This is a genomic window from Hydrogenibacillus schlegelii (assembly GCF_001653195.1).
Taxonomy (GTDB): Bacteria; Bacillota; Bacilli; order Thermicanales; family DSM-22653; genus Hydrogenibacillus; species Hydrogenibacillus schlegelii.
Map to the genome: position 1 here is coordinate 1 of NZ_JXBB01000012.1, position 21,406 is coordinate 21,406.

General features: G+C 66.7%; 20 protein-coding genes, 11 tRNA genes and 1 rRNA gene. 30 read left to right on the top strand and 2 right to left on the bottom strand.

The window, feature by feature from the left end; all coding sequences use genetic code 11:
• The 26 genes from SA87_RS04230 to SA87_RS04360 form a co-directional block, all read left to right on the top strand.
• Window positions 1–126 (top strand): 23S ribosomal RNA (locus SA87_RS04230); the annotation flags it as partial.
• 80 nt (window positions 127–206) lie between these two features.
• Window positions 207–282 (top strand) — tRNA-Thr (locus SA87_RS04235).
• Between the two features lie 7 nt (window positions 283–289).
• Window positions 290–366 (top strand) — tRNA-Glu (locus tag SA87_RS04240).
• Between the two features lie 10 nt (window positions 367–376).
• Window positions 377–451 (top strand) — tRNA-Val (locus SA87_RS04245).
• A gap of 12 nt (window positions 452–463) precedes the next feature.
• Window positions 464–540 (top strand) — tRNA-Met (locus SA87_RS04250).
• Window positions 541–543: 3 nt separating this feature from the next.
• A tRNA-Asp gene (locus tag SA87_RS04255) sits at window positions 544–619 on the top strand.
• A gap of 86 nt (window positions 620–705) precedes the next feature.
• A tRNA-Leu gene (locus tag SA87_RS04260) sits at window positions 706–789 on the top strand.
• A gap of 22 nt (window positions 790–811) precedes the next feature.
• A tRNA-Gly gene (locus SA87_RS04265) sits at window positions 812–885 on the top strand.
• A gap of 36 nt (window positions 886–921) precedes the next feature.
• Window positions 922–998, top strand: a tRNA-Pro gene (locus SA87_RS04270).
• Window positions 999–1,013: 15 nt separating this feature from the next.
• A tRNA-Phe gene (locus tag SA87_RS04275) sits at window positions 1,014–1,089 on the top strand.
• Window positions 1,090–1,252: 163 nt separating this feature from the next.
• A tRNA-Tyr gene (locus SA87_RS04280) sits at window positions 1,253–1,338 on the top strand.
• A 4-nt stretch (window positions 1,339–1,342) separates the two neighbouring features.
• Window positions 1,343–1,418: transfer RNA gene (locus SA87_RS04285), tRNA-His, on the top strand.
• Window positions 1,419–1,777: 359 nt separating this feature from the next.
• Complete coding sequence (locus SA87_RS13065; protein ID WP_156423428.1) at window positions 1,778–2,911, top strand: hypothetical protein; 1,134 nt, start codon at window positions 1,778–1,780, stop codon at window positions 2,909–2,911.
• 344 nt (window positions 2,912–3,255) lie between these two features.
• Window positions 3,256–3,729, top strand: a complete 474-nt coding sequence (locus SA87_RS04295; protein ID WP_066199669.1) for a MerR family DNA-binding transcriptional regulator — start codon at window positions 3,256–3,258, stop codon at window positions 3,727–3,729.
• Window positions 3,713–5,383, top strand: coding sequence for a transposase (locus SA87_RS04300; protein ID WP_066199672.1), 1,671 nt, complete (start codon window positions 3,713–3,715; stop codon window positions 5,381–5,383). Before SA87_RS04295 ends, SA87_RS04300 begins: the two co-directional genes overlap by 17 nt.
• Window positions 5,384–5,744: 361 nt before the next feature.
• Window positions 5,745–6,134 carry a prepilin-type N-terminal cleavage/methylation domain-containing protein gene (locus SA87_RS04305; protein WP_066199674.1) on the top strand — a complete coding sequence of 130 codons (390 nt, stop codon included), beginning with the start codon at window positions 5,745–5,747 and terminating at the stop codon, window positions 6,132–6,134.
• Window positions 6,135–6,258: 124 nt separating this feature from the next.
• A complete protein-coding gene (locus tag SA87_RS04310; protein ID WP_066199676.1) occupies window positions 6,259–7,692 on the top strand; it encodes a GspE/PulE family protein in 1,434 nt (477 codons plus the stop codon).
• Window positions 7,693–7,772: 80 nt separating this feature from the next.
• Entirely contained in the window at window positions 7,773–8,774 is a 1,002-nt protein-coding gene (locus tag SA87_RS04315) for a type II secretion system F family protein (RefSeq protein WP_169816902.1), read from the top strand.
• A gap of 114 nt (window positions 8,775–8,888) precedes the next feature.
• The gene (locus tag SA87_RS04320) at window positions 8,889–9,365 is read left to right on the top strand and encodes a hypothetical protein (RefSeq protein WP_211264149.1); all 477 of its coding nucleotides are present in this window, start codon (window positions 8,889–8,891) and stop codon (window positions 9,363–9,365) included.
• Complete coding sequence (locus SA87_RS04325; protein WP_066441354.1) at window positions 9,340–9,981, top strand: hypothetical protein; 642 nt, start codon at window positions 9,340–9,342, stop codon at window positions 9,979–9,981. The genes SA87_RS04320 and SA87_RS04325 overlap by 26 nt, the downstream gene beginning before the upstream one ends.
• A 312-nt stretch (window positions 9,982–10,293) precedes the next feature.
• On the top strand, window positions 10,294–10,959 hold the full coding sequence (locus SA87_RS04335; RefSeq protein WP_066199686.1) for a hypothetical protein: 666 nt from the start codon (window positions 10,294–10,296) through the stop codon (window positions 10,957–10,959).
• A 64-nt stretch (window positions 10,960–11,023) separates the two neighbouring features.
• On the top strand, window positions 11,024–12,457 hold the full coding sequence (locus tag SA87_RS13455) for a hypothetical protein (protein WP_066199689.1): 1,434 nt from the start codon (window positions 11,024–11,026) through the stop codon (window positions 12,455–12,457).
• Window positions 12,458–12,482: 25 nt separating this feature from the next.
• Window positions 12,483–13,055: a phospholipase D-like domain-containing protein gene (locus tag SA87_RS13460; protein ID WP_066199694.1), complete on the top strand. Its 573-nt coding sequence runs from the start codon at window positions 12,483–12,485 to the stop codon at window positions 13,053–13,055.
• 218 nt (window positions 13,056–13,273) lie between these two features.
• Window positions 13,274–13,852, top strand: a complete 579-nt coding sequence (locus SA87_RS04350; RefSeq protein WP_156423500.1) for a phospholipase D-like domain-containing protein — start codon at window positions 13,274–13,276, stop codon at window positions 13,850–13,852.
• A gap of 87 nt (window positions 13,853–13,939) precedes the next feature.
• Window positions 13,940–14,773, top strand: coding sequence for a ComEA family DNA-binding protein (locus SA87_RS04355; protein WP_066199698.1), 834 nt, complete (start codon window positions 13,940–13,942; stop codon window positions 14,771–14,773).
• A gap of 163 nt (window positions 14,774–14,936) precedes the next feature.
• Complete coding sequence (locus SA87_RS04360) at window positions 14,937–17,864, top strand: ComEC/Rec2 family competence protein (RefSeq protein WP_066199703.1); 2,928 nt, start codon at window positions 14,937–14,939, stop codon at window positions 17,862–17,864.
• Window positions 17,865–17,876: 12 nt separating this feature from the next.
• On the opposite strand, the gene SA87_RS14225 is transcribed toward SA87_RS04360, so the two are convergent.
• The gene (locus SA87_RS14225) at window positions 17,877–18,341 is read right to left on the bottom strand and encodes a hypothetical protein (RefSeq protein ID WP_169816903.1); all 465 of its coding nucleotides are present in this window, start codon (window positions 18,339–18,341) and stop codon (window positions 17,877–17,879) included.
• Window positions 18,342–18,401: 60 nt separating this feature from the next.
• On the opposite strand from SA87_RS14225, the gene SA87_RS13080 reads away from it, so the two are divergent.
• Window positions 18,402–18,560: a NifB/NifX family molybdenum-iron cluster-binding protein gene (locus SA87_RS13080; protein ID WP_156423462.1), complete on the top strand. Its 159-nt coding sequence runs from the start codon at window positions 18,402–18,404 to the stop codon at window positions 18,558–18,560.
• A 30-nt stretch (window positions 18,561–18,590) separates the two neighbouring features.
• Window positions 18,591–19,547, top strand: coding sequence for a signal peptide peptidase SppA (gene sppA / locus SA87_RS04370; RefSeq protein WP_169816904.1), 957 nt, complete (start codon window positions 18,591–18,593; stop codon window positions 19,545–19,547).
• A gap of 76 nt (window positions 19,548–19,623) precedes the next feature.
• On the opposite strand, the gene SA87_RS04375 is transcribed toward sppA, so the two are convergent.
• Window positions 19,624–19,932 carry a winged helix-turn-helix transcriptional regulator gene (locus SA87_RS04375; RefSeq protein WP_066199710.1) on the bottom strand — a complete coding sequence of 103 codons (309 nt, stop codon included), beginning with the start codon at window positions 19,930–19,932 and terminating at the stop codon, window positions 19,624–19,626.
• An 82-nt stretch (window positions 19,933–20,014) separates the two neighbouring features.
• Between SA87_RS04375 and SA87_RS04380 the strand changes: the two genes are divergently transcribed.
• Window positions 20,015–20,230: a hypothetical protein gene (locus tag SA87_RS04380; protein WP_066199712.1), complete on the top strand. Its 216-nt coding sequence runs from the start codon at window positions 20,015–20,017 to the stop codon at window positions 20,228–20,230.
• Between the two features lie 298 nt (window positions 20,231–20,528).
• Window positions 20,529–21,359 carry a TatD family hydrolase gene (locus SA87_RS04385; protein ID WP_169793250.1) on the top strand — a complete coding sequence of 277 codons (831 nt, stop codon included), beginning with the start codon at window positions 20,529–20,531 and terminating at the stop codon, window positions 21,357–21,359.
• The last annotated feature ends 47 nt before the right edge of the window (window positions 21,360–21,406 follow it).

A 21,406-nucleotide genomic window follows, 5' to 3' on the forward strand; every position in this document is an offset into this window, starting at 1 on the left:
AAGATGAGATTTCCCACCGGCTTGACCGGGTAAGACCCCTCGTAGACGACGAGGTCGATCGGTCCGAGGTGGAAGCGCGGTAACGCGTGAAGCTGACGGATCCGAATCGGTCGAGGCTTTGCCCCCCACGATCCGGTTTTGAGGGAGTAGGGGTTGAATTCTGCGTCGATGCGCTGTATAATGCTCTTTGCCCCTACGAAATCCCTGCTCCTGTAGCTCAGTCGGTAGAGCGCATCCTTGGTAAGGATGAGGTCGCAGGTTCGATTCCTGTCGGGAGCACCACGTCCGTGGCCCGTTGGTGAAGTGGACAAACACACCGCCCTTTCAAGGCGGCATTCAGGGGTTCGAATCCCCTACGGGTCACCAGCTTGAAGGTGGACGATTAGCTCAGTGGGAGAGCGCTTGCTTCACACGCAAGAGGTCGGCGGTTCGAAACCGTCATCGTCCACCATTCTTCTCCCATCGCGGGGTGGAGCAGTTCGGTAGCTCGTCGGGCTCATAACCCGAAGGTCGCAGGTTCAAATCCTGCCCCCGCAACCAAGCGGTGCTGTGGTGTAGGGGTTAACACACCGGTCTGTCACACCGGAGATCGCGGGTTCAAGTCCCGTCAGCACCGCCATTCATGCTTTAACTGCCAAATGGTGTAAGTAGAGAGAGAAAAGGCGTGACGGATGCCCGAGCGCGCCTAAGACGCCCTCCCGAGATGCGGGTGTGGCGGAACCGGCAGACGCACTAGACTTAGGATCTAGGGCCTCGTGCGTGGGGGTTCGAGTCCCTCCACCCGCACCACCCTTTCCCCGGCTTCCGGTGTGCGGGCGTAGTTCAGTGGTAGAACTCCAGCCTTCCAAGCTGGATGCGTGGGTTCGATTCCCATCGCCCGCTCCAGTTCATGCCGGCCGGATTTTGCCGGACGGGTTCAGTCGGGATTTAGCTCAGCTTGGTAGAGCGCTTGGTTCGGGACCAAGAGGTCACAGGTTCGAATCCTGTAATCCCGACCATTCTTTTCTTTTTATGGCTCGGTAGCTCAGTTGGCAGAGCAGAGGACTGAAAATCCTCGTGTCGGCGGTTCGATTCCGTCCCGAGCCACCACCGCGACTGACGCGATCGGCCGCATTCTCTCGAAGGAGATATTCTTATCTTATCTAAGAAAAGAAGAAAGGAAACCAAGGGAAAAAGGAACGGCGGTCGCGTCGGGAAAGACCGCGCGTCGGTTCGGTTGCGACCGAAGGCGTGCGGGTAGCGAACGTCATGTGGAGGGGTAGCGAAGCGGCCAAACGCGGCAGACTGTAAATCTGCTCCCTCATGGGTTCGGCGGTTCGAATCCGTCCCCCTCCACCAGGTGGCGGTCGTGGCGAAGCGGTGAACGCACCGGATTGTGGCTCCGGCATTCGAGGGTTCGAATCCCTTCGACCGCCCCATTTTTAACATCGTCGATGGAACGCGGGACGGCGCTTTACGCCGATCCCGCGTTTTGGCTTTTTTGCGCCGTGAATTCGGTGCGTCTACTGCCCCTTCGTCCGTCGCGCCGGATATGTCTTTTCGCCGGATTAAAATGTATTTTCGATTGACGAAGATCGGTGGTTTTGGTATCTTTTAATCAAATCACACATTGCATGGAGCGGCACTTGTGCGTTTCGCTATCCCAGTGATACTGAGTATATAACCCAGTGATCGTAAAACCATCCACGAGTGGACCGTTGGCGTCTGTCCCGCTCATGAGGAAATCTTCCTCGCTTCGCTTGTGGCAACAGAATCTGGCAAAATATGGAGGGAAACGATGAAAGTGGAGAAGCCTTGGGTAGAATATCGACTGATGACGCAGATTCGAGCGTTGTCTCAACTGCCGCCTAACGCCGAACTTCCTCGACTTCCCGAAGAAGAAGAGGCATTGCTGCATAATTTATCACGGGCAGAAGATCCTGTAAAATGGCTTGAACAGACATCCGGTGATACGGTTGTGCGTATGGTTCTATGGAGAGCACTCACAAGTTTACGGACTAATTTACACGCATCTTACCGCGCCTCACGAGCGGAGCAACATAATATACATCTGCAGCAGCTTGGTATACATCTGCAGCAGCTTGGAAAGCCTCCCCGTTTAACAGAAACGATTCTGGAATTGCTGCGTGACATTGAGACGGCGAACCCGACCACAATATCGCTTGAGACATTGAAAAATGTATTAAATAAGCTGCGTTACTACAGTCAGGATGAAGAGTTTCGGATGTTTATTGCTTTTGTTGCTGATAATAGAGATGATAATTCTATACTATCTATACTAACTCAAATTCTAGATCTGCCAAGTCACGCGGATGTCATTGCATACACCGAAGAAAAGTATGCTCGTATTGGGGCAATCGAGACGATTCGCCATCTGTTATCGCGCGTCATTCCTTCGCCTCGTTCTCTGCTCGAATCATCCATGAAAGTGTTTCACCCGAACATCTCCACCTCCGCAAACGGATATCCAGTCACCCTCAGTGAAGTGGCGATCGGTCGTCACGGGTTCGCTCTTACGTTGCAAACAAAAATATCCTATAAAAAGCTCTTCAATTTGCCAGAAGGGACGACCCTCCTGTTGGCCGGGTGGGGTGGGGCGGAGCAGGTCCTCGATGATCAGGGCTATCAATACCTCCTGTGTTTCCCTCTGGAATATCAGGAGGGGAACGGACGAACGCTCAATATGAGGCTCCAGCTTTTGTTTTATCCCGCGATTTATGAGAGAGCGAAGCAAATCACATTGGCGGTGGACCGCATGTCGATGTCCGGCGTCGGTTTTCAGCCAGGCCAAGAGGTCCGGCGGCACCACCCGCATTATGTTCTTGAGTCCCGTGATCGGCTTACCTGGGTTGTTGACGTCAGTCAAAGGGATGCTTGGCGGCCACGCCCGTGGAAAGCTCTTATTGGGTAGGAAACCGTTCTTACGGCGGATTTGTTTTGCCGTTGCGTGATACGCGGGGAAACCTCCTTAAATATCCATGCGCCGTGAATTCAGCCCGCCTATAGAACGAACATTCGATTGACCAAGGCCGAGGGCCGTGGTACATTACCGGTAGTCGACAAAAAGGAAGATTTTTGGGCTAAAAAAACAGAAAAATGTTGATAAATGAATTGAATGTCGAATAATGTCGAACCGGGGCGGCTGCAGCCCGTCCGAAAGGGACGAGCCCTAAAACCGTTCGTGAGGAGGATCGTGCAGTTACAAATAACCACCCTGTTCTTGACTGAAATTTACTGTTCTGATACTTTAAAGACATGGAACTTCTATCCATCCGCGAAGCGGCGAAAAAGCTCGGCGTGCACCCCAACCGCCTCCGGGAGTGGGAGAAAAAAGGGCTCATCCGACCGATTCGGCTTCCGAGCGGCCACAGGAGATACCCGGTAGAAGAAATCGACCGCATCCTGAAGGCAGGAGGGATGAACGAAACAGAAGCCGATGCGGTCGCTCTCTACGCCCGGATCTCAACGAAAAAAGAGGCCGAAGCGGGAAACCTCTCTCCCGACCGCCTGGCGCGGTTTGGTTTCGACGTTCTCGAACGGCATCTGAAGTCCTGCGGCGTAGAAATCGAAGTGATCTCGCCGAAAGAACCGGAAGAGGCGCACGCGGAGCTCGTTCAGGATCTTCTGGCCATCATCACGTCTTTTTCCGCTCGGATCGACGGCGCCCGAGGGGGCAGGAAAATCCGCCGGGGCTTTCAGGAGCTGATGCGGCGTGTCGGGAAAGAATAGCTTCACGATCGTCGGGGAATTCTTCCCCGAAGTTTACCCGGCCTTTCGGTCCGGGAAGTGGGCCCGGGGCGAAGAAGATCCCCTGACCACCGAGATGCGGCTTTTCTCCGCCTGCCTGCGATGGTCTTACAAGCGGATTTTGAAGGGGTTTTCCCGCACGGAAATCAAAAAGCAAGGGCAGGATCTTTTTGGCCTCAACTCCCGCTATGTCGACGATGCCCGCCTGAAGGCGCAAGGCATGATCGATGCGCAGAAAGAACTTCTGGAGCTTGAGATCGACACGACCGAAGCGAAGCTTCGGCGGGCGAGAAAGAAACTCGGCTGGGCCATGGAGAAACGGAGCCGGGCCGAAAAGAACGGCCTTCCGAAAGACGAACTCCGGACGCTCGATCGGACCGTCCGGGCAAGACAGGCGCGCGTTTCCGCGCTGGAAAAGAAACTGAAGGAGTTAAGAGAACACAAAGAAAACGGAACCGTCCCGCCCGCGATCTTTGGAGGAAGAAAGCTCTGGCGGAACGTCTGCAAGGGAAAGGCCACCCGGGACGAATGGCGGGCGGCCCGCAAGAACCGGCTTTACGCCCGCGGGGACCGCACCAAAGGCGGCAACCCCAACCTGAAGATCACCTTCGACGGGCATGCATTCCGCATGGCCGTCACGATTTCTCATCTGTCGGAGCCGACCGGCGTGGACGCCCTGGGGCGACCGATCATGCGCCGGGCGCCCCGCGTCCTTGGGCGACTCTGGATTCCCCCAAAGCACCGGGCGCGCCTTCTCGGGTGGCTCGCCGAAAAGCGGCCGTACACCGTGGAACTGATCCGGGGCCTGGACGGACGCTTTCGCGTTCACATCGCGCTGGAACTGGACGATCAACCGGCGCCGGATTTTTCGCGCGGCGCCCTCGCCGTCGATATCAACCCCGACGGCGTGGGGCTCGCCAACGTCTCTTCCCGCGGCCTTCCCGAACCGTGGCCGAAGGGATTCCGGATTCCCCATCCGAAGAACCTGGGCAAATACGACGGGGAGTTTCAAGTCATCCTGTATCCATCGGGATTTTTATATCTCCGGGTCCCCGAACTCGCGTACGCTTCCGGGTTCCGGCGCCGGTATCTCATCGGCGTCCTGGCCAAGGTGGTCGTGGACATCGCCAAAGCTCTCGGAAAACCCGTAGCGATGGAATCCCTGAGCTTCAGTCAAGGGAGGCTGGACACGGAGAAGGCCTTCAACCGCATGGCTTCCCAGTTTCCCTATGCGGCGATCGGGATGGCGATCCTGCGGCGGGCGATCAAAGAGAACGTTGGGTACAAACAAGTCCCGCCCCAGCACACCTCCACCATCGGCCGGCTCAAGTACGAAAAGAAATACGGCGTTCCCGTTCACGGTGCGGCGGCCCTGGTCATCGGCAGGCGGGCTATGGGTTTTAGGGAGCGCATCACGCGCGAGGTTCGGGACTTCGTGCTTCGGGTGAAAGAACGGCGGAAACCGACGGGTGATCTCCGACCGAGGGAAGGAATCGGGATGACCCGGAAGGTCGAGGCCGCGCTTCATCCGTTGGAGACGAAGCTTCTTCTGCACAACGGGCTTGCCCGCTGGCAGCAGGAAAGTTTCTTCTCCTGTTGGCGCGAACTCAAAACGCTTGCTTTGGCCTTCCGGTGACTCCGTTTGGCCGGGTGTTCGGACAAACCCGGTAGGGCGACTCTCACAGAGCGGTGCTCGCGGCGGCGGTTCTCGCCGCCTCTACCCCGGCGCACTCCGTTCTGCGGGTGAAGCGCGCACCCCGTGAGTCCGTGCAGGCGAGTCCGGGATACAGGGAAGGAAGACCTTCCCGTGAGCACACCGGGTGGGACTCCCGGGCCCAGACCCCGATTTTCGAAAGGAGGTGACTGCCTGGTTCGGCGGGGTCCCTGCCTGAAGTGAAAGTCAGGTAGGTTTTCCGAACCAGGTGCGAACCGCATTGTCGTCATTGTCGTCGGCGCCGACGAAACCGCGGCGGAACGGTGGCCCGCTGGGGCCGGCGGTGGGGAGGCGTCCGAGCGCAAGCGTATCGTCGGCTGCCGCGGGGTTTACGCTGACGGAGCTTCTTGTCGTTCTGGCCCTCATCGTCGTGCTTCTCGCGCTGGTCACGCCCCGCCTTCTTTCGGCCAAAGCGCGGGCGGACGAAAAGCTCTGTCATGCCCAGGCGGCGCTCATCACGCAGGCGATCGTCGAATACCGGCTCGACCACGGCGAAGATCCCGGACAAACGATCGACGAGGTGCTCAGCAAGCTTAAGGATAAAGAGAATGGTCGGGCGGCGTATCTGGATGATACGGTGGAAGCGACATGCGACGGCGGGGGGTTCACCCTGACGTCCGAAGGCGGGGCGTCGAAGGTGATTTGGCAAAAAAACGGTGAGAAGCAACAATAAAAATCGAGAAGATAAGGAAAAAAAGACAAAAGAAAGCGGGTAAAATCTTGAATTCCAAACCGATCGGTCGGTTTGGACGGTCACCGGTCGTCTGAACGGCCATGAGGGAGGGGAGGTTGGACGGATGGTGCAGGCGGAGGGGATGCCGGAGGCGCCGTGGTTCGCCCGCGCCGTCGCCGCGCGGGCGAGCGACTTGCACCTGGAACCGACGGCCGACGGTTTTCGCCTGCGGATGCGCGTTCTGGGCCGGCTGGTTTCGTTAGCAGACTTTGGGCGCCGGGAGGGGGAAACCCTCCTGCAGCGCTTGAAGCTGCTCGCGCGTCTCAACATCGCCGAGCGGCGGCTCCCGCAGGACGGGGCGTTCGACTACGTCGGCGAAGGCGGCCGGCGGTACGAGGTGCGGGTGGCGACGTTGCCGACGGTCGCCGGCGAGAAGCTGACGGCGCGGTTTCTCTACCCGGAGGCCCGCTATCGCGATCCGACGGACCTCGGCATGCCGCCGGAGCAGGCGGAGGTCGTCCGGGCGTGGCTCCGGTCGTCCGCGGGGCTCATTCTCGTCGCCGGCCCGACGGGAAGCGGCAAGACGACGACGCTCTATGCCCTCGTCGGCGCGCTCGATCCTGCCCGATCGGTCATCTACACCGTCGAAGATCCGGTCGAGGCCCGCCTCCCCGGCGTGCATCAGATCGCGGTGGCCGACGAGATCGGGCTCACGTTCGCCGCCGGGCTGCGGGCCATTCTTCGGCACGATCCGGACGCCCTCGTCATCGGGGAAATTCGCGACCGGGAGACGGCGGAGATCGCCGTCCGGGCGGCCCTCAGCGGGACGCTCGTCCTGGCGACGATCCACGCCGACGATGCCGGCTCGGCCGTCTTCCGTCTGCTGGAACTGGGCGCCGAACCGGCCTGGGTGTCTCGGACGCTTCTCGGCGTCATCGGCCAGCGAATGCATTTCCGGATGTGCATTCACTGCGGTGGTACGGGGAACGCATCGGGGGCAGCGCGATCAGACACGGTCGTTGCTGACGGCAGAACGACCGGACCCGGAGACGGGCGCCGAAGGCGCGTTGGATTGGAGAACGAAAGCCGAGGAAATGCCGGCATGGGGAACGAGGGGCGAAGAAGTGCCGGCGTCGAGAACGGGAGTCGGGGTAGGGCCGGCGTGGGGGGTAAGGATTCGGAAAAGGCGGGCGATGGACGGGTCGGCGGCGCCGGGGACGGCGCGGTCGATCGTTCAGGTGCGGCGCCGTCGGACGACGGGTCGGCCCGGTTCGGCCCGTCTCACCCCGGCGAAGGGTGCGACACCTGCGGTGGACTCGGTGTGGTGCCGTCTCCGGCGTTTGAACTGGTCGTTCCGTCCGTCGGAGAAAGCATCGGGCCGCCGTTCAAAGGACCGTGCGAACCGAGGCGAGGATCGACCGGATCGACGGGCGCACCGGTGCCCGCAGGGTCGGCCGCCGGCGACGCTCCGTCGGCGGGAGGGGTGGGCGGCGTTTCCCGGCCGGTCATCGCTTTGACCGCGGTGTGGACCGGCGATCCCGGGGGGATCGGACGGTGACCGGAATCCGCCAGAGGTTTTTTCAAAGAAAGGGACGGCCGACCCGCCGGCCGCGGTGGACGGAACCCGTTCTCGAGCGGGTGCTAATCCCTCTTTCGGAGCTTGCCGCCGGGGGACTTCCGCTTTTCGAGGTGCTTGAGGCGACCGAGCGGCATTTGCCGCCGTCCTTTCGCCCGACGTTCCGAGACGCCCGGGCTGCGGTGGAACGAGGGGCGCGGCTTTCCGATGCATTTCGGACGATCGGCTGGCCGCCCTATGCCCTGGCCGCGCTGGCCCTGGCCGAGATGACGGGAGATGTCGCCGCCCAGCTGGCTCATCTTCGCGACCATTACGCCAGACGGGTTCGATTTCGGCGCACGATCCGCGCCCGTCTCGCCTACCCGGCTTTTCTTTTGGCGCTTGCGCTTCTTTTGTTCGGGTATCTGCTCGCCGGCCTCGGGCCGAGGCTTCAGGCGCTGGAGACGGCCCTTGCGGGAAGCGCCGCCGCTCAGACGGTGGACGGGCCGCTCGGGTCTGACGCCCCTTGGACCGCCGGCCTGATCGGCGGACTGGCGGTCGCCGGGCTGATCGGCGGGGGAGCGGCCGGCGTCGGGTTGGCGGTCCGCCGGGGCTCGGAGGCGGCCGTCGGCCGCCTCGTCCGCCTCGGGCCGCTCGGGCGCCTCGTCCGCCTCGTTTTGACGCGGGAGGCGATCGAGCCGCTCGGGCTGTTGCTTCAGGCGGGCCACGATGTGTTGGCCGCCGTCCGGCTGCTTCAGGCGGAAACGCCCTGGCGGGTGCTTCGAGCCTGGTATGGCCGGTTGGAGGCCCGGCTCCTCGCCGGCGCGACGCTGACCGGGGCGTTTGAAGAGACGCCGTGGTTGGAGGACGACTGGCGGCTTTACGTGGAAAGCGGCGAGCGGTCGGGGCGGCTGGTGGAGCTTTTGAACGCCTACGCCGCCCGCCTGGAGGCGGAACTCGAGCGGCGGACGGAGGCGGCGGTCCGCTGGATCGAACCGGCGGCGGTGCTCGTCGTCGGCGGCGCGGTGCTTCTCGTCGCCGGGACGCTTTTCGGCATGGTGTTCGATCTCATGGCCCGGTTGTAGCGGTCGCTGGTTTTGCTGCCGGTTCGGAGGGGGCGATGCCGGTTGACGTCGCGGGACGCTTCGAAGCCGATCGTTGCAGGGCGGGCCCCTGCTTCGCTTGCCGTCCGACCCGAGGTGCCCTGCCTCGCCCGGGATGCGGGGGCGACGCTCGCCGAAATCCTCGTCGGCCTCTCCCTCGTGGTCGCGATCGCCGCCGTCTTCCTTCCGTTCGGCGAACAATTTCTCCGGCGGGCGGAGGGGATCCGCCTCGGAGGCGCTGCCGCCCGCGTCGAAATCGACGTCGTCCGGGCGGCCGTCGTCGCCCGGCTGATGACGGAAACGGCGAAGGTGGATTTTTCCGACGACGGATCGTCTCAGGGGTCGATCGGACGCGCCGTCTGGTGGGTTCGAACGGGGGGCGGCGTCAAGGTCGCCAGAGTCTCGGAACGTTCCCCGAACACGGGGCCGATCTCGTACGGATTTGGACAAAACGGCCGCGTCGTGCCCGGGACGCCGAACGTCCGGCTGACCTTCGGATCGGTCGGGGGGCGCTGCTTTGGCCTGGCGACTCCGACGGGGGTCTGGTATGAGAAGCGCTGCGAGGGGCGCTAAGAAGCGGGCAGACGATCGGCTCATCCGCCGGCGGTCGACCGGCGGCTGGATGCTCGTCGAGGTCCTCATCGCGCTCTGGGTGATCGCGGTGCTCCTCGCGGCGATCGTTCACCTCCTGGCCGGCGTCCGGGAAAAGGTCGGAGCGGAGGCGGCCGAGGCCACGCTGCTTGAGGCCGCTCGATACGTCCTCGCCCGCTGGCCGCCGGTCGTCGATGGGGCGGAGGCGCTCGGGGAGGCGACGGATGCGGTGCCGGGTGGGCCGGCGGCGGGGGCGAGAGAGGCACCGGCGGATGGGCCATCGGAGTCGGAGGTGGCGGCCTGGGCCGCTCGGGCTCAAGCCGCCGTCAGGCAGGGGGTGCTTGAGCCGCTTCAGGCGGCCGTCGAGCGGGAAGGGTTTGCCTTAAGCGGGCCGGGGCATGGACGAACCGCGCCTGTGCCGACGGTCGCTTTCACCTACGCCATCGGATCGCCGGCCGTCTGGTCGGACGCTCACGCCGTTCGGGCGGCGGTGCCGGTCGACGTCACGCTCCGGCTCCCCGTTTCGGCCGATCGCCCGCCTCTGGAACGCCGGATGCGTCTCTGGACGGCGGTCGTGTTTCGGGCCTGGCCGCCATAACAAAAGGGGCCATCGTGATGCGGGCGCCGACGGAAAATCCCGGCTTGAAGCGCGCCGGCGTTGAACGATGCCCCCCTGGATCGACCGCTTCGGGACGACCGTTTCTGCACGGCGACACCGGTGCGATGGAAAAGCATCGGGAGGACGGCGGTCGCAAGAAAGGGCGATACCGTGGGAAAGAGAGGAAGATCGGTGCCTCGGGAAAACAAAGAGAGCTCGGGGCCTCGGGAACGCAGAGCGGGATCGGGGGCCGCGGGTAAGGCGGGGACGGTCAAGGCGGGGACGCCGTCTCGCCGCGACGGGGGGTTTACGTTGCCGGAGGCGCTCGTGGCGCTGGCGGTGGCGGCGCTTCTTCTCCCGCTTCTCGTCCGGAGCATCGGCGGTGCCCACATCCGGCTGGAAGCGTTCGATGCGGCCGGTGTGCGCCGGCTGGAAGCCCTGTATGCCGGCGCGTATCTGCGCGGCGAGTGGGTGACGTATGCCGACGGCTGGACGGGGGAAAAAGGCGCCGGGGCGGTCGACCCGAATCAGGTGCGGAAGCAGCCCTTTCACCCGTGCTTCGAGGAGGGCCCGATGGGGCCGGTGCTCGCCGCCGACTTCGGCGGGTCGGAAGCGGGCCGACGGCGATTCGAGCTTCGCCTGGATCGGGCGGCGGACCGATCGGCGACGGGATCGTACCGGCTGCGCTGGGGAAAAACGGGGGAAGAAGGAACGCTGCTCGAGTTTTCCCGCCAGGGCCCGATTCGGACGGATGGGAAGAAGCCGGATTCGGACCGGCCCCGATTGGAACTGGCCCGGTTCGCGACGGACGAGCCGCCGTCGGCGCTCGCCGATGGGGTGCGGGTGCGCTGGCGCCGGACGACGTCGGCGGACGGGCCGGAGGAAGCCGGCCGGCTCGATGTTTACCTCGCCTGGCCGGTCGACGAGCGGTGGACGGTTCCGGAAAACCCACCGGGGTGCCCCGGCGGATCGCTGTAAACGACGCGAATCATGAAGGGGGCGGGGTGGAACGATCCGGAGCAAAAAGAGCGGCGAGACCGGCTTGCGGATCCGTCGGAAGGGCGGCCCCGGGCTCGGCGACGGTCAGGCCGGCTTCGGGCGAGGGTGGGGCCGCGGGAAGACCGGGAAGGGCGAATTTCCCGCCGTCGCTTCCGTCGCTTCGGCCGAGGCGGCGGCCGCCGGATCTCGGGCCGGACGGCGCACCGACGCCCGCCGCCGGGAGGGCGGGTGGATGCTTCCGATCGCGCTTCTTTCGCTCGCCGTCGTTTCGCTTCTTGCCGTCTCGGTCCTCGAGCGGATCGTCGAGCGCCGAGAGGCGATGGGGCTTTTTTGGGCCGAAGCGGATCTGGAGGCGCTGGTGAAAAGCGGCGCGGCGTTCGTCTTTGCCCTCCCGTACTGCCTGCCGGCCGAGCTTCCGCACTCGGAGCCGATCGTTTTCGCCTCGGCTTATCCTTTCGGCGGTTCGGCGGCCGGCGGCGGCATCGGAGCGCTTGCGGCGTCGGTCGATTTTTCCCGGGAGGGGAGCTTCGAGGCGATGTTTGCTCCCGGGGAGGGGTGGGCGGTCTCGTTTCCCGCGACCGGCCTCGCCGGGGAAACGGTGTGCGTGTCATGGCGCCTGGAGCCATCGGACGGAGAAGCGGTCGCGATGCGTCTTTTGGCGGCGGTTGCGCCGGAGGCGGTGCCGCCTCCGGAAGACGGCGCGGCGTGGCGGGTGCTTTGGGAAGGGGCGACGGCCGGAGCGGATGCCGGCGTGGATGAAGGATGTTCTGCGGAGGGCGCCCACTCGGCGCTCTGGACGATCGAGGAGGGGGACGGCGTTGTTCGGCGCCGGGGATGGCTCCGCTGGGAGATGGTTTCGTTTTCCGGGGCGGGGATGGAGGAGGGGCGGCCGTTATCCGGCGGGGCCGGGGGGAAAGGGTCGACTCTTTCCGGCGAGACAAACGAGGAAGGGTCGTTTATTTCCGGCGGGTCGGAGAAGGAAAGGCGGCAGGTTCGGTTTTCCGAGCTCAAGCTCCGCCCTCTCGATCCGTGCCGCCGGCAGCGGGAGGCGCTCAAAGCGCTCGAGGAAATCGCGCCCCGTGCCGGCCGCTGGGTCGACCGGGCCGGTCGGCCGGCGGACGGACCGGTCGGAACGATCCGCGTCGCGGCGTTTGCCGGGCCGGATCCGGCGGCGGACGCGCCGGCGGAGGCGAGCGCCGTTTCGGCAGCGGACGTTCGATTCGAAGCGGCATCGGGGGCTCGGGAGACGCCGCGCCTTCCGGCATGGGCCGCCGGGACGCTGGAGGTGGCGATGCCGGCGCCGGATCTTCTCACCGCGCCGCTTCCGGCGGAATACGATCGGATCGAGCGGAGATACACGTTTTTGCGGTCGTTTTCCGACGGGCCGGGCGGCCTCCGGGATCGGCTCGCCTGCTGGGCGCGGACGAACTGGTCCGGCTACGATCCGAAGCGGCACGCCTGCCGGGGCCCGGAATAAAGGCAAATCGAAAGAAGAGGCCGGGATGGCGATGAAAACCAGGCGATGGGCGATCGCCGGCGGGACGGCCGTCGCTTTTTTCGGCTATGCCGTGGGGAGCGCCGATGGGCCGCCGGCGCTCGAGGCGTGGCCGGCGGTTGAGGCGGTGTATGCGCCTCGCCAGGGGAGTCCGCCGGATCGGGCGATCGTCGAGCTCATCGACGGCGCCGGGGAGCGGGTCGATGTGGCGGCGTTTGCCCTGACGCACGGGGAGATCGTCGATGCGCTCGTCCGCGCGGCCCGCCGGGGCGTCCGGGTGCGGGTGTTGACCGACGAGCGGCAGGCGCGGCAGGGGGCGCAAAAAGGGGCGCTCATGCGCCTCGCCGCGGCGGGCATCCCGATTCGGACGAACGTCCACCCGGGGGCGATGCATCTGAAGCTTCTCGCCGTCGATCGGGCGGAGGCCGGCTTCGGGTCGTACAACCTGACGGTTGCGGCGACGGAGCGGAACGAGGAACTCTGGATCACCGTCCGGGGGCCGGCGGCGGCGCGGCTTGCGGACGTGTTTGAGACGATCTGGTCGGACGGACGGCGCTACCGGCCGTGGGAAGGGCGATGAGCAGGCACGGCTTTGGCCGGAACGTGGAGGAATCGACGCAGGGCTCCGGCCGCCGGCGGTTTCGAGGGAGATCGGGCGGTCGGAGATGAGGCGCCGGGACGGGCGGCGGCTCCGGCGGCTTAGGAGCATCGGAAGGAAAAACGCCGGGCGGCGGAGGGGACGCGGGCGTGCAGGTCGACGGGCGACTTCGGTCGGAGCCGGTCGGGAGCGCGGGCGGGATGAGGATGCCGCAAGGGCGGAAAACGGGCGCGTGGGCGGTCCGGGTGGCGCTTTTGTTTTGCTTCGGTTACGCCCTCGGGCGGATCGTCTCGTTCGGGCCGCTTATGCCGAAGGAAGCGGTTTATCTCACGTTGCACGGCGAAGACCCCCGCCGTTCGCTTCTCCAGGCGCTGGCCTCCGCCCGGCAGGCGATCGACGTCGCCGTCTATGCCCTCGACGATGCGGCGCTCGTCCAGGCGCTCGAACGGGCGAAGCAGAGGGGCGTCCGGGTACGCCTCATCACCGATCGGCGGGAGGTCGAACGGCCGGAGGCGGCCTCCGGCCTTGCCCGCCTGCGCGCGGCCGGGGTGCCGGTCAAGGTGAACGACGGGGCGGGGCTGATGCATTTGAAGCTCGTCCTCATCGACGGGCGCCTCGCCGCCGCAGGGTCGTACAACTGGACGGCGGCCGCCGCCGCGTTGAACGAAGAGCTTCTCGTCTGGATCGGCGATCCCGATGCCGTGCAGGCGTTGACGGCGCTCTTTGATCGCCTCTGGGCGGACGAGGTCTACTACCGGCGGGTGGGATCCGGTTCGTGACCTGCGGCGCCCAAACGGCGGCGGAAGGCCGGGATCGGAGAAATCGAGAAAAACAGGCAGACGGTCGGGAAAAGGGAGGATGGAAGGATGCGGTGGCCGATCGGGGGGGCGCTTCCGGTTCGGGCGGCGCGGGCGGCTTGGACGGCGCTCGACCGTTGGCGGAGGGACGGTCGCCTGAGCGAGCTTTGGCCGTACGGGCTGCTCATCCTTTTCGTCGGCGGCTATGCGCTCACGGCGTGGGTTTGGCCGACGCTCAAGCCGGCGGACGGCCCGGGCGACTGGGTGGCGGTACCGGCCGGGTTTGCCGAATCGCCGAGCGAAGGAAAGGCGGCGCCGAGCGGCGCGGCGGACGAAGCGCAGGGCGCTGCGGCGGTGGAAGCGGCGGTCGGGGAAGCCGAAGCGGCGTTCGGACGGGCGGAAGCGGCGGCGGGACGGCCCGATGCGGCGGCCGGGCGGGCCGAAGCGGGGTCGGAGATCCTCGTCGACGTCAAGGGGGCCGTCGCCCGGCCCGGCGTCTACCGGCTCCCGGCCGGCGCGCGGGTGTTTGAGGCGCTTGAGGCGGCCGGCGGCCTTCTTCCCGAGGCGGACGTCGACCGGGTCAACCGGGCGGCCGTCCTTGCCGACGCGGCGGTCGTCAACGTGCCGAAAAAAGGCGAGGCGGCCGAAGCCGGCGGATCTTCGCCGGCGGGGGCGGACGCCGGGTCGGGCGCGGCCGGCCGGACGGCGAAAGTGAACCTCAATACGGCCGATGCCGCGCTCCTTCAGACGCTGCCCGGGATCGGACCGACCCGGGCGCAGGCGATCATCGCGTACCGGGAGGAGCACGGGCCGTTTCGCGACGTGACGGAGCTGAAAAACGTAAGCGGCATCGGGCCGAAGACGCTCGAGCGGCTTCTGCCGTACGTCACCGTCGGGCCGTAGCGCCGGCCTTCGATCGCCGGCGGCCGGAGCGCTCGAGGACCGGTGCGTCGGGAAGCCCCCGTCGAGGGGGCGTTACGAGGAGCGATCGAAGGGCGCCGGCCATGCCTCCAAGAACGGGAAGCGACCGGAGGCTCAAGCACGGCCGGGGGAGGGAACGCCGGCGATGGGGCGATTTCGGCTCAATGGGACGGCGTCGGTCCTGGCCTTCATCGGGGGGACGTCGACGTATTATGCGCCGGATCGCCTGACGGCGGCGGCGGTCGTTTTGTTTTTTGTCGCCGTGGGGTGGGCGGCCGGCCGGTCAAACGTGCCGTCGTGGCCGGCGGCGATCCGGAGGGAGGCCCGATCGGCGGGGGGCGGGGCGGCGGTTTTGGCCGGATTGGTCGCGGCGGCGTTTTTCGGCCTCGGCCTGGCCGTGGCGGCCCTCGAGGAAGAAAAGGCGGCGGGGTCCGTCCGTTTGCCGGAGGACGGCCGTTCGTTTTCGGGCGTCGGCACGCTGGCCTCGCCGGCGATCGTCGACGGCGACCGGGTGATCGTCCGGCTGAAACTCCGGGCGATCCGGTGGGACGGGGCCGACTCTGAGGGCGGGACGGGGCTTCAGCATGAGGCGCCGGGTGCGCCCGCGGCCTTTCGTCCGGCGCTCGCGTGGGCGAGTCTTCGGCTGGAGCGGCCGGAGGAGCGCCTTGGGGCCGGCCGCTGGGCGGAAGGGGCCACGGTCTACGTCACCGGCGTCCTTCGGCCGCTTCCGGCGCCGAAAAACCCCGGCGCGTTTGATTTCGGACGCTTCCTCTGGCAAGAGGGAATCGCCTACACGGTCACCGGCGCTTTTCGAGAGACCCGCGTCTTGGCCGATGCGCCGCCGCCGGCGCGATTTCGGCAGTCGGCGCTTCGTGCAGCCCGGGAGGCGTTCCGGACGGCGCCGCCGGAGGCGGAAGCGCTCGCGCTGGCGGTCGTCTTCGGCGACAAAAGCGGGCTTGGGGCGGAGACGCTCTCGGCGTTTCAGGCCGCCGGCGTCTACCACCTGCTCGTCGTCTCCGGGGTGCACGTCGGCATTTTGGCCGGGACCGTCGCCGCCGCGCTCCGCGCCGCCGGCATCGGCCGTCGGACGCGGGAGACGGCCGTGCTGGCCTTCGTCTGGCTGTACGCATATCTCGCCGGCGGGGGGATCCCCGTCCTGCGAGGAGCGGCGATGGTGACGGCGTACGGCCTCGCCCGGCGGGTCGGCCGAGTCGCCGACAAAGAGGCGGTGCTCGCCTGGACGGCGGTTTTGTTTTTGCTCGTCGCGCCACGGCAGGTGACGGCCCTCGGCTTTCAGCTGTCGTTTGCCTTGACGGCGGCGCTCGTCCGCTATGCGCCGCCGCTCGGCAAAGGGGCCGCCGCTTGGCTGAGGCGGCGGGGGGTTCCGGAGAGTCACGCCCATCGGATCGGCCGGGGGCTTGCCGCGCTTGGCCTGACGGAGGGGCTGAGCGCCCTTTTTCTTCTCGGCCACCTCGGCGCGTGGCCGGCGATCTCGCCCTTTGCGAATGCGGCGCTGCTTCCGCTTTATGCCCTCGGCCTTCCGGCGGCGGCGGCGTCGACCGTTTTGGCGGCGATCCTGCAGGCGGTCGATTCGCGGGCGGCGCCGCTTTTGGCCTGGCCGGCGGCCGCGTTTTTTTCCGCCCTGCACCGGGGGGTCGAGGGGCTGGCGACCGTCACCGGGACGGCCCGCTCTTTCGGCGGCGCGTTACAGACGGTGGGCCTTTTCGTCTCGGCCCTGGGGATCCTCGGCGTGCTGGAGGGCGTCCGGCGGCGACTGGCCTGGGCGGACCTCCGGCCGCTTTACCCGCCGGTGTTCCGCCGGCGGCCGAATCGGGACGTTCGGCGTGGGCATCGGGAGGCGGTCGAGGGCGTTCGCCCGGAGTCCGCCGCCCGCCGCCGGCGGCGGGCGGCGGCCGCCCTCCTCATCGCCGGCGGCGTCGGGACGGCGTTCGGCCTTTTCGGCGCGTCGTTCGGCGGCCCCCGCTTTCCCGAGGAAGAAGTCCGGCTCACGTTTTTTGCTCTCAGGGACGCCCGCGTTTTCCTTGTCGATTTTCCCGGGAAATATTCTGTTCTTGTCGCCGAGGCGGCGCTCGAACCGCCGGACGTCCTGTCGTGGCGGCGCCGCCGAAGGCCGGTCGACGACTGGCGGGACGGCGTCGTCCCGGCGCTCCGGGCCGGTGCCGTCCGCCGTCTGGAGGGGATCGTCGTCGGGCCGGCGGCGGTCGGTGCCGGGGGGCTGGCGGAGGTGTGTCGGGCCGTTCAAGTGCGGCGGATCTGGATCGTCGCCTCCGAGGATGGGGTCGCGGGGGAAAGGCGGATCCCGTCGGCCGGGCCGGCTTCACGAGATCCGGGGATGCCGAAAGGAGAAGGGGCGGCGGGTGAGGAAGGCGGTGGGCGCGGGTTTCCGGCCGGCGCGTCGCCGGCGATGCTTCCGACGTTACGGGCCCGCTGCCCCGGCGCCGCCGCGTCGATCGGACCGGGGTGGACGCTCGGCGCCGGCGAGGCTTGGCTGGACGCCGCCGCCTTCGCGGGCGCCGGTCGCGGCGGTCCGGCTTTCGAGCTCGGGTACCGGCTTCGGCTCGGGGATCGCCTCGTCGCCTTCGGCGGCGGGCGCATGGACGTTCCCGAGCTCGGGATCCGGATCGATTACCGGGCGGCGCGGGAGGTGGAGCCGCCGGGAGGGGACGCGGTGGAGGAGGACCGGTGTGCGGTCGGGGGGTCGACGGGCGAGGGGGCGGCGACGGAAACGCAAGCGGCGGGGCCGGTGGCGCTGACGCAAGCGCGAGCGGCGGAGCGGGCGCCGGCAACGCACGGACGGAAAGCGGCGTCCTTGACTGACGCGCGGACGCCGGCGGCGGGGTCCGAAAGCGCCGCGGCCGGGGCGAGGGTGCCGGCGGCGAGCGGCTTCGGGAACGCCGCGAGCAGGGCGAAGGAACCGGCGGCGAAAGCGCCGGCGGAAAGGCCGGGCGAGGGTTCCTGCGTTTACCGGGTCGGTCGGGAGGGGGCCGTCCGCGTCGTCGTGGGCCGGGACGGACCGCCGACGATCCGGCCGGCGGTCGGGTCGGAGCGATGAGGGCGCCGAATTTCATGTTATAATGCCGGGAGAGCGGCGAGGGCCGCTCGGGCAGCCAAGGTCGCCGGAAGAACTTTGAGCGGTCATCGATCGCAAAAGGAGGCACCGCCGATGAAGATGGCGCTTGCCGTGTTGCCGAACGGTCGCATCAATCCGCATTTTGGGCGGGCAAAGCGGCTGGCGATTGCGACGGTCGAAGGGCTCGAGATCGTCGGCTGGGAAGAAGTCGAAAGCCCCTTCCACCACCTTCATCCCGGCCATCCCCCCGGGCCGCACGGCGGCGGTCACGGGCATGATCATGATCGCGACCACCCTCATGATCATGAGCCGGAGCCCAACCACGAACCCGGGCATGCCGGCGCCCATGATCATCATCACGACCACGATCATGGCCGCGGCCATGATCACGGCGCCGGTCACGATTGGGACGCCGAGCCCGATCATGATCCCCGGCATCATGCCCGCGGTCACGGCCACGGGGGCGGACGGGGCGGCCCGGAGTGGGCGGCGTTTCAGGCGGCGATCAAGGATTTTCTCGTGCAAAACGGGATTGACGTCCTCATCCTCGACCACGCCGGGCCGGGGCTCGTCCGGGTGCTCGAAGAGACGGACATCCGTATCGTGACCGGTGCCCGCGGATCGGCGCGGGAGGCGGTGCTGCACGTGGCGCGGTTTCTCAAAGAACGGGGGGCATAAGGGGTGCGCCGCGGTCCGCTGATCACCTTCGTGGCAATCATCGTTGTCCTCGCGCTGGGCCTCGCCGGCGTGCGCCTGCTCGGCCCGTTCTTTGCCGGCGGGGGGACGGCCGATCGGGGGCTTGAGGAACGGAGGCTGGAAGGCGCCGGTCCGGAGAAGGTGGCCGTCATCCGCCTCGAGGGGGTGATCCAGCTGGAAGAAGGCGGCGGGCTGTTCGGGTCGGACGGCTTTTCGTTTGCCCGGCTGATGGAGGAGCTCAAGCAGGCGGAAGAAGACGACGCCGTCCGGGCGGTCGTGCTCTACGTGAACAGCCCCGGCGGGAGCGTCGTCGCGTCCGATGAGATCTACCGGAAGCTTAAAAAAATCCGGCAGGCCGGGAAGCCCGTCGTCGCCAGCATGGGGGAAGTGGCCGCTTCCGGCGGTTACTACGTGACCCTGGCCGCCGACCGGATCCTGGCCAACCCGAGCACGCTCACCGGAAGCATCGGCGTCATCTTTGCGCTGCCGAATGTTCACAAGCTGGCCGAGACGATCGGCTATTCGGAAGAGATCGTCGCCAGCGGGCCGCTCAAGGACATGGGCAATCCGTACAAACCGATGTCGGACGACGCCCGGGCGGCGTTCCGGTCGATCGTCGACGATACGTTCAACCGGTTCGTCGACCTCGTCGCCGAGGCGCGCAAGCTTTCCCGGGATCGGGTGCTTAAACTCGCGACGGGGCAGGTCTACACCGGCGCGCAGGCGAGGGCGGCCGGCCTGATCGACGATTTCGGCGGCCTGGACGAGGCGATCGAGGCGGCGAAGGCGCTGGCGGGCCTCAAAGAGGCGACGGTGATCGAATACGCGGAAAAGAAGCGGGGAAACGTCCTCCTCGATTTGCTGCTCAACGAAAAAACCGGCGACGGTCGCCTGGAGACGCTCCTTCGGGCCGTCGCCGGTCGATTGGATTTTTCGCCGACGCCGAAGCTTCTTTACCAGTGGCGTTGAAGTTTGGGACGGCGCCTGCGGCGCTGAAGCGCGGGGCGGCGCCGGGCGTCGCCGGACGGACCAAAGTCGCCGGGCGTCAGAACCAGCGGTCGGCCCAGTGCTGGATCGCCTGAATGATCGGTTCGGCGTCCCGGCCTTTTTCCGTCAGCGCGTATTCGATTCGCACCGGCGTCTCGGGAAAGACCCGCCGTTCGACGATGCCGAGGGCTTCCAGTTCTTTCATCCGATCGGAGAGCATTTTATCGCTCATCTGGGGGATCTGTTCGCGGATTTCTTTGAAGCGCTTGGGACCGCCGAGCAGCACCCGGATGATGAGGCCGGTCCATTTTTTGCCGAGCACCTCGGCCGCCGCTTCGTATTTCGGACACATGTGCGAGTAGTCCATGGCGATCCGCTCCTTTACCCCCATCATTGTAGCACACGCCGAAGGGCGGCCCCAAACGGCGGGCCGTGGAGGGAACATCCGAATGGCAAATCCGGGAAAACTCGTCCAGCCAAAGGGGGAAAGCCCGGTCGCGGTGTTCAAAATCCGCGACTCAAACGAAGCAGGAGAGATCGACATGGCGCTTTCGCTCGGGGAGCAGCTTACCCAGCGGGCGCTGACGGGCCGGGCCATCGCCGAGGCGCTCGCCCGCGGGTTCGGCAGCGGCGGCACGCTCGGCATCGTGTCGAGCAAGACGTAAGACGACCCTCTGCAGCGGGCTGGCGTCGGCCCACGGCGCGGCGTACGGCGGCGGTCGCCGGGTCGAGAGCGCGGTGATGGCGACGCCGGACGAGGCGGAGGCGGCCGTCCAGGCGCTGCGGGAGGCCGACGTCCTCTTCCTCGAAATTCTTCCTCAGAAACGAGACGCGGCAGACGATGATGATCCCGATCCGGAAGCCGAAGAACGGACCGGCAGCCGGTTCACGGTTCCGGCAGCCGGTTCAGGGATCCGGCGGCCGGTCGACCGACGGTTCCGATCCAAAAGGAGAGGGGGCGCCATGTTCGACGCGCACCTGCACTTTGAGGCGATCGTCGCCCGGGAGGACGGAACGATCGACTGGGATCGGGCGGAGCGGCTCGTCGAGCGGTGGCGGGCGGGCGGCGTGCGGGGGGTGCTGGCGGTGTCGGTCGACCGGCCGTCGGCGGAGCGGACGCTGGAGCTGAAGCGGCGGTTTCCCGATTTCGTCTTCGCCGCCCTCGGGGAGCATCCGGAGCGGCCCCTTTCCTCGGAGCGGGAACTTTGGGCGCTGGAGGCGCTCATCCGGGCGGAGCGGGGGCGGATTGCGGCGATCGGGGAGGTCGGGCTTCCGCACTATGCCCGGGTCGATCAGAAGTCGGCGGTCCGGGAGCGCCTTCGTTTTTTTGCCGGCCTGGGGCGAAAGCTCGGGCTTCCGCTCGCGCTGCATGCCGTCTACGACGGGGCGGCGGAGGCGCTTTCCGTCCTTCGGGAGGAAGGCGTCCGAAAGGCGCACTTTCACTGGCTCAAGGCGCCGGCCGCCGTCGTCGAACGGATCCTGGCCGCCGGATACCGGGTGTCGGTCACGCCGGAAGTCTGTTATCGAAAGCGGGCCCGGGCGCTTGCCCGGGCGGTCCGGCGGCGGGGGGCGCCGCTTCTTTTCGAGACGGACGGGCCGTGGCCGTACGAAGGGCCGTTCGGCGGCCGGCCGGCGGAGCCGCTTTGGCTCGGACGGGTGCTTCAGTGTGCCGCGGAGGCGGTCGGAGAGGCGCCGGAAGGGCTTTCGGAGGCGGCGGAGGCCGCTTTTCTTTCGCTCTTCGGCAGCTCGGAGGCCGCCGGCGGGTCGGGGCCGCCGGCGGATCAGGGGAGCTGACGGCCGCCGGACCGATTGCCCGGGCGACCGGTGGGGCGGAAACGCTT